The 13,548-nt window shown below is 63.6% G+C and carries 14 protein-coding genes and 1 tRNA gene; all 15 read left to right on the top strand.

What is annotated here, in order from left to right:
* Positions 1-76 precede the first annotated feature (76 nt).
* Positions 77-832: a triose-phosphate isomerase gene (gene tpiA / locus HWX14_RS30380; protein ID WP_124679318.1), complete on the top strand. Its 756-nt coding sequence runs from the start codon at positions 77-79 to the stop codon at positions 830-832.
* A gap of 72 nt (positions 833-904) precedes the next feature.
* Positions 905-1,282, top strand: coding sequence for a preprotein translocase subunit SecG (gene secG, locus HWX14_RS30375; RefSeq protein WP_175885955.1), 378 nt, complete (start codon positions 905-907; stop codon positions 1,280-1,282).
* Between the two features lie 110 nt (positions 1,283-1,392).
* Positions 1,393-1,477 (top strand) — tRNA-Leu (locus HWX14_RS30370).
* Positions 1,478-1,630: 153 nt separating this feature from the next.
* Entirely contained in the window at positions 1,631-1,990 is a 360-nt protein-coding gene (locus HWX14_RS30365; protein ID WP_006398798.1) for an NADH-quinone oxidoreductase subunit A, read from the top strand.
* Positions 1,991-2,052: 62 nt separating this feature from the next.
* Positions 2,053-2,532 carry an NADH-quinone oxidoreductase subunit B gene (locus tag HWX14_RS30360; RefSeq protein ID WP_006398799.1) on the top strand — a complete coding sequence of 160 codons (480 nt, stop codon included), beginning with the start codon at positions 2,053-2,055 and terminating at the stop codon, positions 2,530-2,532.
* A 21-nt stretch (positions 2,533-2,553) separates the two neighbouring features.
* A complete protein-coding gene (locus tag HWX14_RS30355; RefSeq protein WP_006478264.1) occupies positions 2,554-3,156 on the top strand; it encodes an NADH-quinone oxidoreductase subunit C in 603 nt (200 codons plus the stop codon).
* A gap of 9 nt (positions 3,157-3,165) precedes the next feature.
* Entirely contained in the window at positions 3,166-4,419 is a 1,254-nt protein-coding gene (locus tag HWX14_RS30350) for an NADH-quinone oxidoreductase subunit D (RefSeq protein WP_034184888.1), read from the top strand.
* Positions 4,420-4,604: 185 nt separating this feature from the next.
* Positions 4,605-5,090: an NADH-quinone oxidoreductase subunit NuoE gene (nuoE, locus tag HWX14_RS30345; protein WP_006478266.1), complete on the top strand. Its 486-nt coding sequence runs from the start codon at positions 4,605-4,607 to the stop codon at positions 5,088-5,090.
* Positions 5,087-6,397, top strand: a complete 1,311-nt coding sequence (gene nuoF / locus HWX14_RS30340) for an NADH-quinone oxidoreductase subunit NuoF (protein WP_034184889.1) — start codon at positions 5,087-5,089, stop codon at positions 6,395-6,397. The genes nuoE and nuoF overlap by 4 nt, the downstream gene beginning before the upstream one ends.
* 84 nt (positions 6,398-6,481) lie before the next feature.
* Positions 6,482-8,812: an NADH-quinone oxidoreductase subunit NuoG gene (gene nuoG, locus HWX14_RS30335; protein ID WP_175885954.1), complete on the top strand. Its 2,331-nt coding sequence runs from the start codon at positions 6,482-6,484 to the stop codon at positions 8,810-8,812.
* Positions 8,813-9,880 carry an NADH-quinone oxidoreductase subunit NuoH gene (nuoH, locus tag HWX14_RS30330; protein WP_050016474.1) on the top strand — a complete coding sequence of 356 codons (1,068 nt, stop codon included), beginning with the start codon at positions 8,813-8,815 and terminating at the stop codon, positions 9,878-9,880.
* A 10-nt stretch (positions 9,881-9,890) separates the two neighbouring features.
* Positions 9,891-10,379 carry an NADH-quinone oxidoreductase subunit NuoI gene (nuoI, locus tag HWX14_RS30325; protein ID WP_006478270.1) on the top strand — a complete coding sequence of 163 codons (489 nt, stop codon included), beginning with the start codon at positions 9,891-9,893 and terminating at the stop codon, positions 10,377-10,379.
* A gap of 112 nt (positions 10,380-10,491) precedes the next feature.
* Complete coding sequence (locus HWX14_RS30320; protein ID WP_011545812.1) at positions 10,492-11,142, top strand: NADH-quinone oxidoreductase subunit J; 651 nt, start codon at positions 10,492-10,494, stop codon at positions 11,140-11,142.
* An 18-nt stretch (positions 11,143-11,160) separates the two neighbouring features.
* A complete protein-coding gene (gene nuoK / locus HWX14_RS30315) occupies positions 11,161-11,466 on the top strand; it encodes an NADH-quinone oxidoreductase subunit NuoK (RefSeq protein WP_006478272.1) in 306 nt (101 codons plus the stop codon).
* A 17-nt stretch (positions 11,467-11,483) separates the two neighbouring features.
* Positions 11,484-13,544: an NADH-quinone oxidoreductase subunit L gene (gene nuoL / locus HWX14_RS30310; protein ID WP_175885953.1), complete on the top strand. Its 2,061-nt coding sequence runs from the start codon at positions 11,484-11,486 to the stop codon at positions 13,542-13,544.
* The last annotated feature ends 4 nt before the right edge of the window (positions 13,545-13,548 follow it).

The raw sequence follows: 13,548 nt of genomic DNA, 5'->3' as shown, positions 1-13,548 counted from the left end.
GGGTTTGCTTCGCCAGATCCAACCTGACGGCCGGGTTCCGGCACGTTAATGACAAGATAGTGACGAGACAGACACGATGTCGAAACAACGAACAAAGCGAGTGATCGGCAACTGGAAGATGCACGGCCGGCTGGCCGGCAACCAGGCGCTGCTGAACGAAGTGGTGCAGGGTGCGGGCGCGGTGGCGGCTGAAACGTCGATCGGCGTGTGCGTGCCGTTCCCGTATCTCGCGCAGGTTCAGGCGCAGCTCGGCGGTGGCCGTGTCGCGTTCGGCGCGCAGGACGTGTCCGCGCACGAGCAAGGTGCGTTCACCGGCGAGGTGGCGGCCGCGATGGTGGCGGAGTTCGGCGCGCAGTATGCGATCGTCGGCCACTCGGAGCGTCGCGCGTATCACGGCGAAAGCAGCGAGACGGTCGCGGCGAAAGCGCAACGCGCGCTCGCGGCAGGCCTCACGCCGGTCGTGTGCGTCGGCGAGACGCTCGACGAGCGCGAGTCGGGTGCGACCGAGCAGGTCGTCGGTGCGCAGCTCGACGCGGTGCTGGCCGTGCTGACGGCTGACGAGGCCGCCCGCATCGTCGTCGCGTACGAGCCGGTCTGGGCGATCGGCACGGGCAAGAGCGCGACGTCGGCGCAGGCGCAGGACGTGCACGCGTTCCTGCGTACGCGTCTCGCGGCAAAGGGGGCGGCGGACGTGTCCGTGCTGTACGGCGGCAGCGTGAAGCCGGACAACGCGGAAGAGCTGTTCGCGCAGCCGGACATCGACGGCGGCCTGATCGGCGGCGCGTCGCTGAAGGCGGAAGATTTCCTGGCGATCTGCCGGGCCGCGCGTTGAGCGGTCCGAGATCGAATTGAACCATGACGGCGGCCGGTCGGTCCGGTCGCCCGATCCAATCGGGTGGGTGTGATGCTGTTATTCAAGACGTTGATTATTGTGGTGCAGGTGCTGTCCGCACTCGGTGTGATCGGGCTCGTGCTGCTGCAGCACGGCAAGGGCGCCGACATGGGCGCCGCGTTCGGCAGCGGTGCGTCGGGCAGCCTGTTCGGTGCGACGGGCTCGGCGAACTTCCTGTCGCGCACGACGGGCATTCTCGCGGCGATCTTCTTCGTCGCGACGCTCGCGCTGACGTACCTCGGTTCGTACAAGTCGACGCCGTCGGCAGGCGTGCTCGGCACGGCAGCGACCGCGCCGGCATCGGCCCCCGCAGCATCGGCGCCGGCCGTCGCGGCGTCCGCTGCAGCCGGTTCGGCCGCAAGCGCGCCGGGCCAGGATGTCCCGAAATAAAAAGTTAATTTTTTTGCGGTTGTGCGTTGAACAAATCTTGAACTCGGGTTAGAATTTAATTCTTGAAGCGATTCGCGGGAACAAGCAGCACAACCCGAGTTGCATGCAGTGCCGACGTGGTGAAATTGGTAGACACGCTATCTTGAGGGGGTAGTGGCGAAAGCTGTGCGAGTTCGAGTCTCGCCGTCGGCACCAAAGTTACTCAATGCCAGCCGCTTCCCGTGGCTGGCATTTTTCATTTGTGGGGTGGGCTTGCGGTTGTCTTGCGATCGCCTGCACTCCGAAATGATTCCTTCCGCCGGAAGTGGTATTCTCCGGACGCTCAGAACCAACCGATAGAGGATTGCCTTGAACCTCGCAGCCTATTACCCCGTCTTGTTGTTCCTCCTCGTGGGCACTGGTTTAGGTATAGCGCTGGTCAGCATCGGCAAGCTCCTTGGTCCCAACAAGCCGGACGTCGAGAAGAACGCACCGTACGAGTGCGGCTTCGAAGCCTTTGAAGACGCCCGGATGAAGTTCGACGTTCGGTATTACCTCGTCGCCATCCTGTTCATCATCTTCGATCTCGAAACCGCATTCCTGTTCCCGTGGGGCGTCGCGCTCCGGGACATCGGCTGGCCGGGTTTCATCGCAATGATGATTTTTCTGCTCGAATTCCTGCTGGGCTTTGCCTATATCTGGAAGAAAGGCGGCCTCGACTGGGAGTGATGGGTTAATCGCCGGTTTGCATGGGCGGCCACGCTCGGTCGCTCGTCTGGAGTGGAAAGCAAATGAGTATCGAAGGGGTCTTGAAGGAAGGGTTTGTCACCACGACGGCTGACAAGCTGATCAACTGGACGCGTACCGGCTCGCTGTGGCCGATGACGTTCGGGCTCGCGTGTTGCGCCGTCGAGATGATGCATGCGGGCGCGGCCCGTTACGATCTGGACCGGTTCGGGGTCGTGTTCCGTCCGAGCCCGCGCCAGTCGGACGTGATGATCGTCGCCGGCACGCTGTGCAACAAGATGGCGCCCGCGCTGCGTCGCGTGTACGACCAGATGGCCGAGCCGCGCTGGGTGATCTCGATGGGGTCGTGCGCGAACGGCGGTGGTTACTACCACTACTCGTACTCGGTGGTCCGCGGCTGCGACCGGATCGTGCCGGTCGACGTCTATGTGCCGGGCTGTCCGCCCACGGCCGAGGCGCTGGTCTACGGCGTGATCCAGCTTCAGGCGAAGATCCGCCGCACCAATACCATCGCCCGTCAATAAAGCCCCGAGCGTCCCCTCAATATGGCAAGCAAAATCGAGACCCTGAAGGCAAACCTCGAAGCCGCGCTCGGCGCGCGCGTGGTGAGCCTCACCGAAGCAATCGGTGAACTGACGCTCGTCGTGAAGGCGAGCGATTACCTCGAAGTCGCAAAGACGCTGCGCGACGATCCGAAGCTCCGTTTCGAGCAGCTGATCGACCTCTGCGGCGTCGACTACCAGACCTTCGGCGACGGCGCCTACGACGGCCCGCGTTTCGCGGCCGTGTCGCACCTGCTGTCGGTCACGAACAACTGGCGCCTGCGCCTGCGTGCGTTCGCGCCGGACGACGATCTGCCGATCGTGGCGTCGCTGGTCGACATCTGGACCTCGGCGAACTGGTACGAGCGCGAAGCGTTCGACCTGTACGGCATCGTGTTCGAAGGCCACCCCGACCTGCGCCGCATCCTCACCGACTACGGCTTCATCGGTCACCCGTTCCGCAAGGACTTCCCGGTGTCCGGCTACGTCGAAATGCGTTACGACCCGGAAGAGAAGCGGGTCGTGTACCAGCCGGTGACGATCGAGCCGCGCGAAATCACGCCGCGCGTGATCCGCGAGGATCGCTATGGCGGTCTGAAACATTAAGGGGGCGTCATGGCAGAAATCAAGAACTACACGCTCAACTTCGGCCCGCAGCACCCGGCAGCGCACGGCGTGCTGCGCCTCGTGCTCGAGCTCGACGGCGAAGTCATCCAGCGTGCCGATCCGCACATCGGCCTGCTGCACCGCGCGACGGAAAAGCTCGCGGAATCCAAGACCTTCATCCAGTCCGTGCCGTACATGGACCGTCTCGACTACGTGTCGATGATGGTCAACGAGCACGGCTACGTGCTCGCGATCGAAAAGCTGCTCGGCATCGACGTGCCGGAGCGCGCGCAGTACATCCGCGTGCTGTTCGACGAAATCACGCGCGTGCTGAACCACCTGATGTGGATCGGCGCGCACGCGCTCGACGTCGGCGCGATGGCCGTGTTCCTGTACGCGTTCCGCGAACGCGAAGACCTGATGGACGTGTACGAAGCGGTGTCCGGCGCCCGGATGCACGCGGCCTACTATCGTCCGGGCGGCGTCTACCGCGATCTGCCTGACGCAATGCCGCAATACAAGGCGTCGAAGATTCGCAACGAGAAGGCGCTCGCGAAGATGAACGAAGCGCGCAGCGGCTCGGTGCTCGACTTCATCGACGATTTCTTCACGCGCTTCCCGAAGTGCGTCGACGAATACGAAACGCTGCTGACCGACAACCGGATCTGGAAACAGCGTCTGGTCGGGATCGGCGTGGTGAGCCCGGAACGTGCGCTGCAGATGGGCCTGACGGGCCCGATGCTGCGCGGCTCGGGCATCGCGTGGGACCTGCGCAAGAAGCAGCCCTACGAAGTGTACGATCGGATGGATTTCGACGTGCCGGTCGGCGTGAACGGCGATTGCTACGACCGCTATCTGGTGCGCGTCGAAGAAATGCGCCAGTCGATCCGCATCGCGAAACAGTGTATTGAGTGGCTGCGCAAGAATCCGGGCCCGGTGATGACGGACAATCACAAGGTTGCGCCGCCGTCGCGCGTCGGCATGAAGACCAACATGGAAGACTTGATTCACCACTTCAAGCTCTTCACCGAAGGTTTCCATGTGCCGGAAGGCGAAGCGTACGCGGCGGTCGAGCATCCGAAGGGCGAGTTCGGCATCTACCTCGTGTCCGATGGCGCCAACAAGCCGTATCGCCTCAAGATTCGCGCGCCGGGTTTCGCGCACCTGGCGTCGCTCGACGAAATGGCGCGCGGTCACATGATCGCCGACGCCGTCACGATCATCGGTACGCAGGACATCGTGTTCGGCGAAATCGATCGCTAATGGTTGCGCCGCTCGCGAGCGCGGGCGGCGAGCAGTCAGTCACACGCGAAGTCACAAGCGGTATGCGCCGAACCGGCGCGGCTTCGCAAGCTGTCAACAGAGTGAGCGCCAGGTCTGCCGTCCATGCACCCCAAGTGTGCGGCAGGTTGTTCGTTCGGTAGGAATTGAAAGAGTCGTGTCTGAAAATGATCTCAGCTGAAGGCCTGAAGGAAATCGATCGAGCGTTGACGAAGTATCCCGCCGATCAGAAACAGTCCGCCGTGATGTCGGCGTTGGCCGTGGCTCAAGAAGAGCACGGCTGGCTGTCGCCCGAACTGATGCAGTTCGTCGCGGACTATCTCGGCATGCCGGCCGTCGCCGTGCAGGAAGTCGCGACGTTCTACACGATGTACGAGCTCAAACCGGTCGGCAAGCACAAGATCACGCTCTGCACGAACCTGCCGTGCCAGCTCGGCCCGCACGGCGGCGCGGAAGCGACTGCCGACTACCTGAAACAGAAGCTGGGCATCGGCTTCGGCGAAACCACGCCCGACGGCAAGTTCACGCTGAAGGAAGGCGAATGCATGGGCTCGTGCGGCGATGCGCCGGTGCTGCTGGTGAACAATCACAGAATGTGCAGCTTCATGAGCCGCGAGAAGATCGACCAGCTGCTTGAGGAGCTCTCGAAATGACGTCCCTCCACGACCGTCACATCAAACCGCTGATCCTCGCTGGTCTGAACGGCGAGAACTGGCACCTCGAAGATTACGTTGCGCGCGGCGGCTACAAGCAGCTGCGCCGCATTCTCGAAGAAAAGATTCCGCCCGAGCAGGTGATCGCCGACGTGAAGGCGTCGGGCCTGCGCGGCCGCGGCGGTGCGGGTTTCCCGACCGGCCTGAAGTGGAGCTTCATGCCGCGTCAGTTCCCGGGGCAGAAGTATCTCGTCTGCAACTCGGACGAAGGCGAGCCGGGCACGTTCAAGGATCGCGACATCCTGCGCTGGAACCCGCACGCGCTGATCGAAGGCATGGCCATCGGCGCATATGCGATGGGCATCACCGTCGGCTACAACTACATCCACGGCGAGATCTTCGAAGTGTATCGACGCTTCGAAGCCGCGCTCGATGAAGCGCGCGCGGCCGGGTTCCTCGGCGACCACATCATGGGCTCGGAATTCTCGTTCCAGCTGCACGCGCACCACGGTTACGGCGCATACATCTGCGGCGAGGAAACGGCGCTGCTCGAGTCGCTCGAAGGCAAGAAGGGCCAGCCGCGTTTCAAGCCGCCGTTCCCGGCGAGCTTCGGCGTGTACGGCAAGCCGACCACGATCAACAACACCGAGACGTTCGCCGCGGTGCCGTTCCTGCTGTCCATCGGGCCGCAGAATTACCTCGAGATCGGCAAGCCGAACAACGGCGGCACGAAGATTTTCTCGGTGTCCGGCGACGTCGAGCGTCCGGGCAACTACGAAGTGCCGCTCGGCACGCCGTTCGCGACGCTGATGGAGCTCGCCGGCGGGATGCGCGGCGGCAAGAAGATCAAGGCCGTGATTCCGGGCGGTTCGTCGGCACCGGTGATCCCGGGCGACATCATGATGCAGACGGATCTCGACTACGATTCGATCGCGAAGGCGGGCTCGATGCTCGGTTCCGGCGCGGTGATCGTGATGGACGAGACGCGCTGCATGGTGCGCTCGCTGCTGCGCCTGTCGTACTTCTACTACGAGGAATCGTGCGGCCAGTGCACGCCGTGCCGTGAAGGCACCGGCTGGCTGTATCGCGTCGTGAACCGTATCGAGCACGGCGAAGGGCGCCAGGAAGATCTGGACCTGCTGAACTCGGTGGCCGAGAACATCATGGGCCGCACGATCTGTGCGCTCGGCGATGCGGCGGCGATGCCGGTTCGCGGGATGCTCAAGCACTACTGGGACGAATTCGCGTACCACGTCGAGCACAAGCATTGCATGGTCGGCGGCCACGCGCACGCGGCGGCAGCCTGAAGCGAATCACCGGTTGCGGAATTTGAGCGCACGGTCGGGCCAAGGCGCGAACGGGCGGAAATAGGTTAAGGACCATTCACCATCATGGTTGAACTTGAAATAGACGGCAAGAAGGTCGAGGTGCCCGAAGGCAGCATGGTGATCCAGGCTGCGCACAAGGCGGATACGTACATTCCTCACTTCTGCTATCACAAGAAACTGTCGGTTGCGGCCAACTGCCGGATGTGTCTCGTCGAAGTCGAGAAGATGCCGAAGGCCGTGCCTGCCTGCGCGACCCCCGTGTCGGCCGGCATGATCGTCCGCACGCAGTCCGACAAGGCCGTGAAGGCGCAGCAGTCGGTGATGGAATTCCTCCTCATCAATCACCCGCTCGATTGCCCGATTTGCGATCAGGGCGGCGAATGCCAACTGCAGGATCTGGCGGTCGGCTACGGCAAGTCGTCGTCGCGCTACTCGGAAGAAAAGCGCGTGGTGTTCCACAAGAACGTGGGCCCGCTGATCTCGATGGAAGAAATGTCGCGCTGCATCCACTGCACGCGCTGCGTCCGCTTCGGCCAGGAAATCGCCGGCGTGATGGAGTTCGGCATGCTGGGCCGCGGCGAGCATTCGGAAATCACGACGTTCGTCGGCAAGACGGTCGACTCCGAAATGTCGGGCAACATGATCGACCTGTGCCCGGTCGGCGCGCTGACCAGCAAGCCGTTCCGCTACAGCGCCCGTACGTGGGAACTGTCGCGCCGCAAGTCGGTGAGCCCGCACGATTCCGTCGGCGCGAACCTCGTCGTGCAGGTGAAGAACAATCGCGTGATGCGCGTGCTGCCGTTCGAGAACGAAGCGATCAACGAATGCTGGATCTCGGACAAGGACCGCTTCTCGTATGAGGGCCTCAACAGCGAAGAGCGCCTGACGAAGCCGATGCTGAAGCAGGGCGGCCAGTGGATCGAAACCGACTGGCAGACCGCGCTCGAATACGTCGCGAAGGGCCTGAAGGGCATCGCCGCGGATCACGGCGCGAACGCGCTGGCGATGCTCGCGAGCGCACACAGCACCGCGGAAGAGCTGTTCCTCGTGAAGCAGCTCGCCAGCGAACTGAAGACGCCGAACGTCGACTTCCGTCTGCGTCAGCAGGATTTCTCGGCGCCGGTCCAGGGCGCACCGTGGCTCGGCATGCCGATCGCCGATCTGTCGAACGTGGACGCCGCATTCGTCGTCGGTTCGTTCCTGCGCCGCGACCACCCGCTGTTCGCATCGCGCCTGCGTCAGGCGGCGAAGAACGGTGCGAAGCTGCACTTCCTGAACGCGACCGGTGACGATTCGCTGATCCCGACCGCGCAACGCATCGTTGCTGCACCGTCCGCATGGCTCGACGAGCTGGCCGGCATCGCCGCAGCCGTCGCGCAACTGCGCGGCGTCGCGCTGCCCGACGCGCTCGCGGGCGTCACCGCATCGCCGGCCGCGCAAGCGGTCGCGCAGTCGCTCGCGAATGGCGAACGCCGCGCGGTGCTGCTCGGCAACGTCGCCGTCCGTCATCCGCAATTCGCGAAGCTGCACGCCGTCGCGCAGTGGATCGCCGACAACACCGGCGCCACGTTCGGTTTCCTGACGGAAGCGGCGAATACGGTCGGCGCGCACCTCGTCGGCGCACTGCCGGGCGAAGGCGGCTTGAACGCACGTGAAGCGTTCGCGCAGCCGCGCAAGGGCTACGTGCTGCTGAACGTCGAACCGGAATTCGACACCGCCGATCCGGCGCAGGCGATTGCCGCGCTGAACCAGGCGGAAATGGTCGTCGTGATGTCGCCGTTCAAGCACGGCCTCGACTACGCCGACGTGCTGCTGCCGGTCGCGCCGTTCACCGAAACGGCCGGTACGTTCGTCAACGCCGAAGGCACCGTGCAGAGCTTCAACGGCGTCGTGCGCCCGCTCGGCGATACGCGTCCGGGCTGGAAGGTGCTGCGCGTGCTCGGCAGCCTGCTCGGCCTGCCGAACTTCGAATACGAGACCGCGGAAGAAGTGCGTGTTGCCGCGCTCGGCGACGCCGGCGTCGCGGGCCGCCTGTCGAACCAGACGTCGGTCGCGCCGGTGCGCGCCGCGGCGAATGCCGCGAACGGCGGTTTCGAGCGCCTGGCCGACGTGCCGATCTATCACGCCGACGCGCTCGTGCGCCGCGCGGGTGCGCTGCACCTGACGGCCGCCGCGAAGGCGGCGAACGCCGCAGCCCTGCCGGCCGCGCTGTTCGACAAGCTGGGCTTGAAGGAAGGCGACGCCGTGCGCGTGCGCCAGGGCGAGCGTGCGGTGCAGTTGCCGGCCATGCGCGACGCGAATCTTGCGGAGACGGTCGTTCGCGTGTCGGCGGCGACGCCTGCCGGCGCAGCGCTCGGCAGCCTGTCCGGTGAACTGGTGGTGGAGAAGGCGTAAATGAGCTTGTTCGATACGATCAACGCGGGCGGGGCCGAGCTTCTCGGCTTCGCGTGGCCGACGGTGTGGGCAGTCGTGCGCATCCTCGTCGTCTCCGTCGTCATCCTGCTGTGCGTCGCGTACCTGATTCTGTGGGAACGCAAGCTGATCGGCTGGATGCACGTGCGTCTCGGCCCGAACCGCGTCGGCCCCGGCGGCCTGCTGCAGCCGATCGCCGACGTGCTGAAGCTGCTGCTGAAGGAAGTCATTCAGCCGAGCGCCGCCAGCCGCTGGCTGTACCTGATCGCGCCGGTGATGACCGTCGTGCCGGCGTTCGCCGTGTGGGCGGTGATCCCGTTCCAGGCCGAAGCCGTGCTCGCGAACGTGAATGCGGGCCTGCTGTACGCGATGGCGATCTCGTCGATCGGCGTGTATGCGGTGATCCTCGCCGGCTGGGCGTCGAACTCGAAGTACGCGTTCCTCGGCGCGATGCGCGCCGCGGCACAGATGGTGTCGTACGAAATCTCGATGGGCTTCGCGCTGGTGCTCGTGCTGATGACGGCCGGCAGCCTGAACCTGTCGGAAATCGTCGGTTCGCAACAGCACGGCTTCTTCGCCGGCCACGGCGTGAACTTCCTGTCGTGGAACTGGCTGCCGCTCTTGCCGGCGTTCGTCGTCTACTTCATCTCGGGCATCGCCGAAACGAACCGTCACCCGTTCGACGTGGTGGAAGGGGAGTCGGAGATCGTCGCGGGTCACATGATCGATTACTCGGGCATGGCGTTCGCGCTGTTCTTCCTCGCCGAGTACATCAACATGATCGTGATCTCGGCGCTGGCCGCGACGCTGTTCCTCGGCGGCTGGGACGCACCGTTCGAATTCCTGTCGTTCATCCCGGGCATCTTCTGGCTGGTGCTGAAGGTCTTCGCGCTGCTGTCGGTGTTCATCTGGGTGCGCGCGACGTTCCCGCGCTACCGTTACGACCAGATCATGCGTCTGGGCTGGAAGGTGTTCCTGCCCGTCACGGTGGTCTGGGTGGTCGTGGTCGGCTTCTGGATGATGTCGCCGCTGAACATCTGGGTGAAGTAAGGACGAAATCATGACCGCAATCCAACACTTCTTTAAGACCTTCTTCCTGACCGAGCTGCTGAAGGGGCTCGCGCTGACCGGTCGTTACACGTTCAAGCGCAAGTTCACCGTGCAGTTCCCGGAAGAGAAGACCCCGATTTCGCCGCGTTTTCGCGGGCTGCACGCGCTGCGCCGCTATGAAAACGGCGAAGAGCGCTGCATCGCATGCAAGCTGTGCGAGGCCGTGTGCCCCGCGCTGGCGATCACGATCGAATCGGAAACGCGCGCGGACAACACGCGCCGCACGACGCGCTACGACATCGACTTGACGAAGTGCATCTTCTGCGGTTTCTGCGAAGAGAGCTGCCCGGTCGATTCGATCGTCGAGACGCAGATTCTCGAGTACCACGGCGAAAAGCGCGGCGACCTGTATTTCACGAAGGAAATGCTGCTCGCGGTGGGCGATCGCTACGAGAAGGACATCGCCGCGGCGAAGGCTGCCGACGCGCCGTATCGTTGATTGTGTTTGCAGTGCCGGCCCGGCATGAACGATGCACGGGCCGAGCCGCCGCGACGGGTGCGGGCGTTCCGCAAGCCGCGCCTGACTATGGCCTAACGATGAACCGGTAATCATGGAATTCACGACCGTACTGTTCTACATCTTCGCGCTGCTCCTGGTGGTATCAGGGCTGAAGGTGATCACTTCGCGCAACCCGGTGGCGTCTGCGCTTTTCCTTGTGCTGGCGTTCTTCAACGCCGCCGCGATCTGGATGCTGCTGGAAGCGGAGTTCCTCGCGATCCTGCTGGTTCTGGTCTACGTGGGCGCGGTGATGGTGCTGTTCCTGTTCGTCGTGATGATGCTGGACATCAACATCGACTACCTGCGCCGCGACTTCAAGCGCTTCGTCCCGATGGCGACCGTGGTCGGCGCGATCATCGTGATCGAAACCGCGCTGATCCTGTGGCGCGGTTACGGCGACACGCACACCGTGCATGCGATGGCGACGGGCGAGATGGCCAACTGGTCGAATACGCGCCTGATCGGCAAGGTGATCTACACCGACTACATCTTCGCGTTCGAAATCGCGGGCCTCGTGCTGCTGGTCGCGATCATTGCCGCGATCGGGCTGACCGAGCGCAAGGGCAAGGACAGCAAGCGCCAGCGCGTGTCGGATCAGGTCAAGGTGCGCCGCAACGACCGCGTGCGCCTCGTGAAGATGGAAGCGGACAAGCCGCAGCCGGAAACGGCGCAGAGCGAAGCCGGTTCGGGCACCAACGGCTAAGCGGAGGAAAAGAAAACCATGCTGACTCTTGCTCACTACCTTGTGCTCGGCGCGATCCTGTTTGCGATCGCGATCGTCGGGATTTTCCTGAACCGCCGCAACGTCATCATCATCCTGATGTCGATCGAACTGATGCTGCTGGCGGTGAACACCAACTTCGTCGCGTTCTCGCATTACCTCGGCGACGTGCACGGCCAGATCTTCGTGTTCTTCGTGTTGACCGTCGCCGCAGCGGAAGCCGCGATCGGCCTCGCGATTCTGGTGACCCTGTTCCGTAAGCTCGACACGATCAATGTCGAGGATCTCGATCAGCTCAAAGGTTAATTTCAGGCTACGCTGTTATGTCAACGACACTCAATGAAAACCTGCTGCTGGCGATTCCGCTCGCTCCGCTGGCCGGCTCGCTGATTGCGGGGCTGTTCGGGAACGCAGTCGGGCGCAAGGGCGCACACCGGATCACGATCCTCGGCGTATTGATCGCGTTCCTCCTGTCGGCGAAAGTCTTCTTCGACGTGATGGGCGGCGCAAGCTTCAACGCGACCGTCTACGAATGGATGAACGTCGGCTCGCTGAAGCTCGAGGTCGGCTTCCTCGTCGATTCGCTGACCGCGATGATGATGGTCGTCGTGACCTTCGTCTCGCTGATGGTGCACGTGTACACGATCGGCTACATGGCGGAAGAGGACGGCTACCAGCGCTTCTTCTCGTACATCTCGCTGTTCACGTTCTCGATGCTGATGCTCGTGATGAGCAACAACTTCCTGCAGCTGTTCTTCGGCTGGGAAGCGGTGGGTCTGGTGTCGTACCTGCTGATCGGCTTCTACTTCACGCGTGAGAGCGCGATCTACGCGAACATGAAGGCGTTCCTCGTGAACCGCGTGGGCGACTTCGGCTTCCTGCTCGGCATCGGCCTGCTGCTCGCGTTCGCCGGCTCGATGAACTACGGCGAAGTGTTCGCGAAGCGCGCGGAACTCGCGAGCCTGCACTTCCCGGGCACCGACTGGGGCCTGCTGACCGTCGCCTGTATCTGCCTGTTCATCGGCGCGATGGGTAAATCGGCGCAGTTCCCGCTGCACGTGTGGCTGCCGGACTCGATGGAAGGCCCGACCCCGATCTCGGCGCTGATTCACGCGGCGACGATGGTCACGGCCGGCATCTTCATGGTGTCGCGCATGTCGCCGCTGTTCGAGCTGTCGGATACCGCGCTGTCGTTCATCACGGTGATCGGCGCGATCACGGCGCTCTTCATGGGCTTCCTCGGCATCGTCCAGAACGACATCAAGCGCGTGGTCGCGTACTCGACGCTGTCGCAGCTCGGCTACATGACCGTCGCGCTCGGCGTGTCCGCTTACCCGGTCGCCGTGTTCCACCTGATGACGCACGCGTTCTTCAAGGCGCTGCTGTTCCTCGGCGCCGGCTCGGTCATCATGGGCATGCACCACGACCAGGACATGCGCAACATGGGCGGCCTGCGCAAGTACATGCCGATCACGTGGATCACGTCGCTCGTCGGCTCGCTCGCGCTGATCGGCACGCCGTTCTTCTCGGGCTTCTACTCGAAGGACTCGATCATCGACGCGGTGAAGCTGTCGCACCTGCCGGGTTCGGGCTTCGCGTACTTCGCGGTCGTCGCGAGCGTGTTCGTCACGGCGCTGTACTCGTTCCGCATGTATTTCCTGGTGTTCCACGGCGAAGAGCGCTTCCGTCATCCGAAGCATCCGGAATCGCCGATGGGCATGGCCGCCGCACATGGCCACGACGATCACGGCCACGGCCATGACCACGGTCATGACGACCATGCTCACGAGCCGCACGAGACCCCGTGGGTCGTGTGGGTGCCGCTGGTCCTGCTGGCGATCCCGTCGGTGATCATCGGTGCGATCGCGATCAGCCCGATGCTGTTCGGCGATTTCTTCCAGCACGGCGTCGCATTCGACAAGGTGATCTTCATCGGCGAAAACCATCCGGCGCTGGCCGAGATGGCCGAAGAGTTCCACGGCTGGGTCGGCATGGGCCTGCACTCGGTGTCGGGCCTGCCGGTGTGGCTCGCGCTTGCCGGCGTGGTCGTCGCGTGGTTCCTGTACCTGAAGCGTCCGGAGTTGCCGGCGTCGATCCGCCGCGCGTTCGGCCCGATCTACACGCTGCTGGACAACAAGTACTACATGGACAAGATCAACGAAGTGGTGTTCGCCCGCGGTTCGGTGGCGATCGGCCGCGGCCTGTGGAAGGAGGGCGACGTCGTGGTGATCGACGGCCTCGTCAACGGCAGCGCCCGGTTCATCGGCTGGTTCGCCGGTGTGATCCGCTTCCTCCAATCCGGTTACATCTATCACTACGCGTTCGCCATGATCATCGGCATGCTGGGGCTCCTGACCCTGTTTGTAACGCTCGGCGGCAAATAAGGCG

Origin of the sequence: Burkholderia sp. BCC0044 (genome assembly GCF_902832955.1) — a bacterium.
Classification (GTDB): Bacteria; Pseudomonadota; Gammaproteobacteria; order Burkholderiales; family Burkholderiaceae; genus Burkholderia.
This window is presented reverse-complemented; position numbering and strand designations above follow the sequence as displayed.

Excerpts from the sequence above, each read along its gene's own strand:
- tpiA (WP_124679318.1), top strand. The coding sequence starts at position 77 with ATGTCGAAACAACGAACAAAGCGAGTGATCGGCAACTGGAAGATGCAC.
- secG (WP_175885955.1), top strand. The coding sequence starts at position 905 with ATGCTGTTATTCAAGACGTTGATTATTGTGGTGCAGGTGCTGTCCGCA.
- HWX14_RS30360 (WP_006398799.1), top strand. The coding sequence starts at position 2,053 with ATGAGTATCGAAGGGGTCTTGAAGGAAGGGTTTGTCACCACGACGGCT.
- HWX14_RS30355 (WP_006478264.1), top strand. The coding sequence starts at position 2,554 with ATGGCAAGCAAAATCGAGACCCTGAAGGCAAACCTCGAAGCCGCGCTC.
- HWX14_RS30350 (WP_034184888.1), top strand. The coding sequence starts at position 3,166 with ATGGCAGAAATCAAGAACTACACGCTCAACTTCGGCCCGCAGCACCCG.
- nuoE (WP_006478266.1), top strand. The coding sequence starts at position 4,605 with ATGATCTCAGCTGAAGGCCTGAAGGAAATCGATCGAGCGTTGACGAAG.
- nuoF (WP_034184889.1), top strand. The coding sequence starts at position 5,087 with ATGACGTCCCTCCACGACCGTCACATCAAACCGCTGATCCTCGCTGGT.
- nuoG (WP_175885954.1), top strand. The coding sequence starts at position 6,482 with ATGGTTGAACTTGAAATAGACGGCAAGAAGGTCGAGGTGCCCGAAGGC.
- nuoH (WP_050016474.1), top strand. The coding sequence starts at position 8,813 with ATGAGCTTGTTCGATACGATCAACGCGGGCGGGGCCGAGCTTCTCGGC.
- nuoI (WP_006478270.1), top strand. The coding sequence starts at position 9,891 with ATGACCGCAATCCAACACTTCTTTAAGACCTTCTTCCTGACCGAGCTG.
- HWX14_RS30320 (WP_011545812.1), top strand. The coding sequence starts at position 10,492 with ATGGAATTCACGACCGTACTGTTCTACATCTTCGCGCTGCTCCTGGTG.
- nuoK (WP_006478272.1), top strand. The coding sequence starts at position 11,161 with ATGCTGACTCTTGCTCACTACCTTGTGCTCGGCGCGATCCTGTTTGCG.
- nuoL (WP_175885953.1), top strand. The coding sequence starts at position 11,484 with ATGTCAACGACACTCAATGAAAACCTGCTGCTGGCGATTCCGCTCGCT.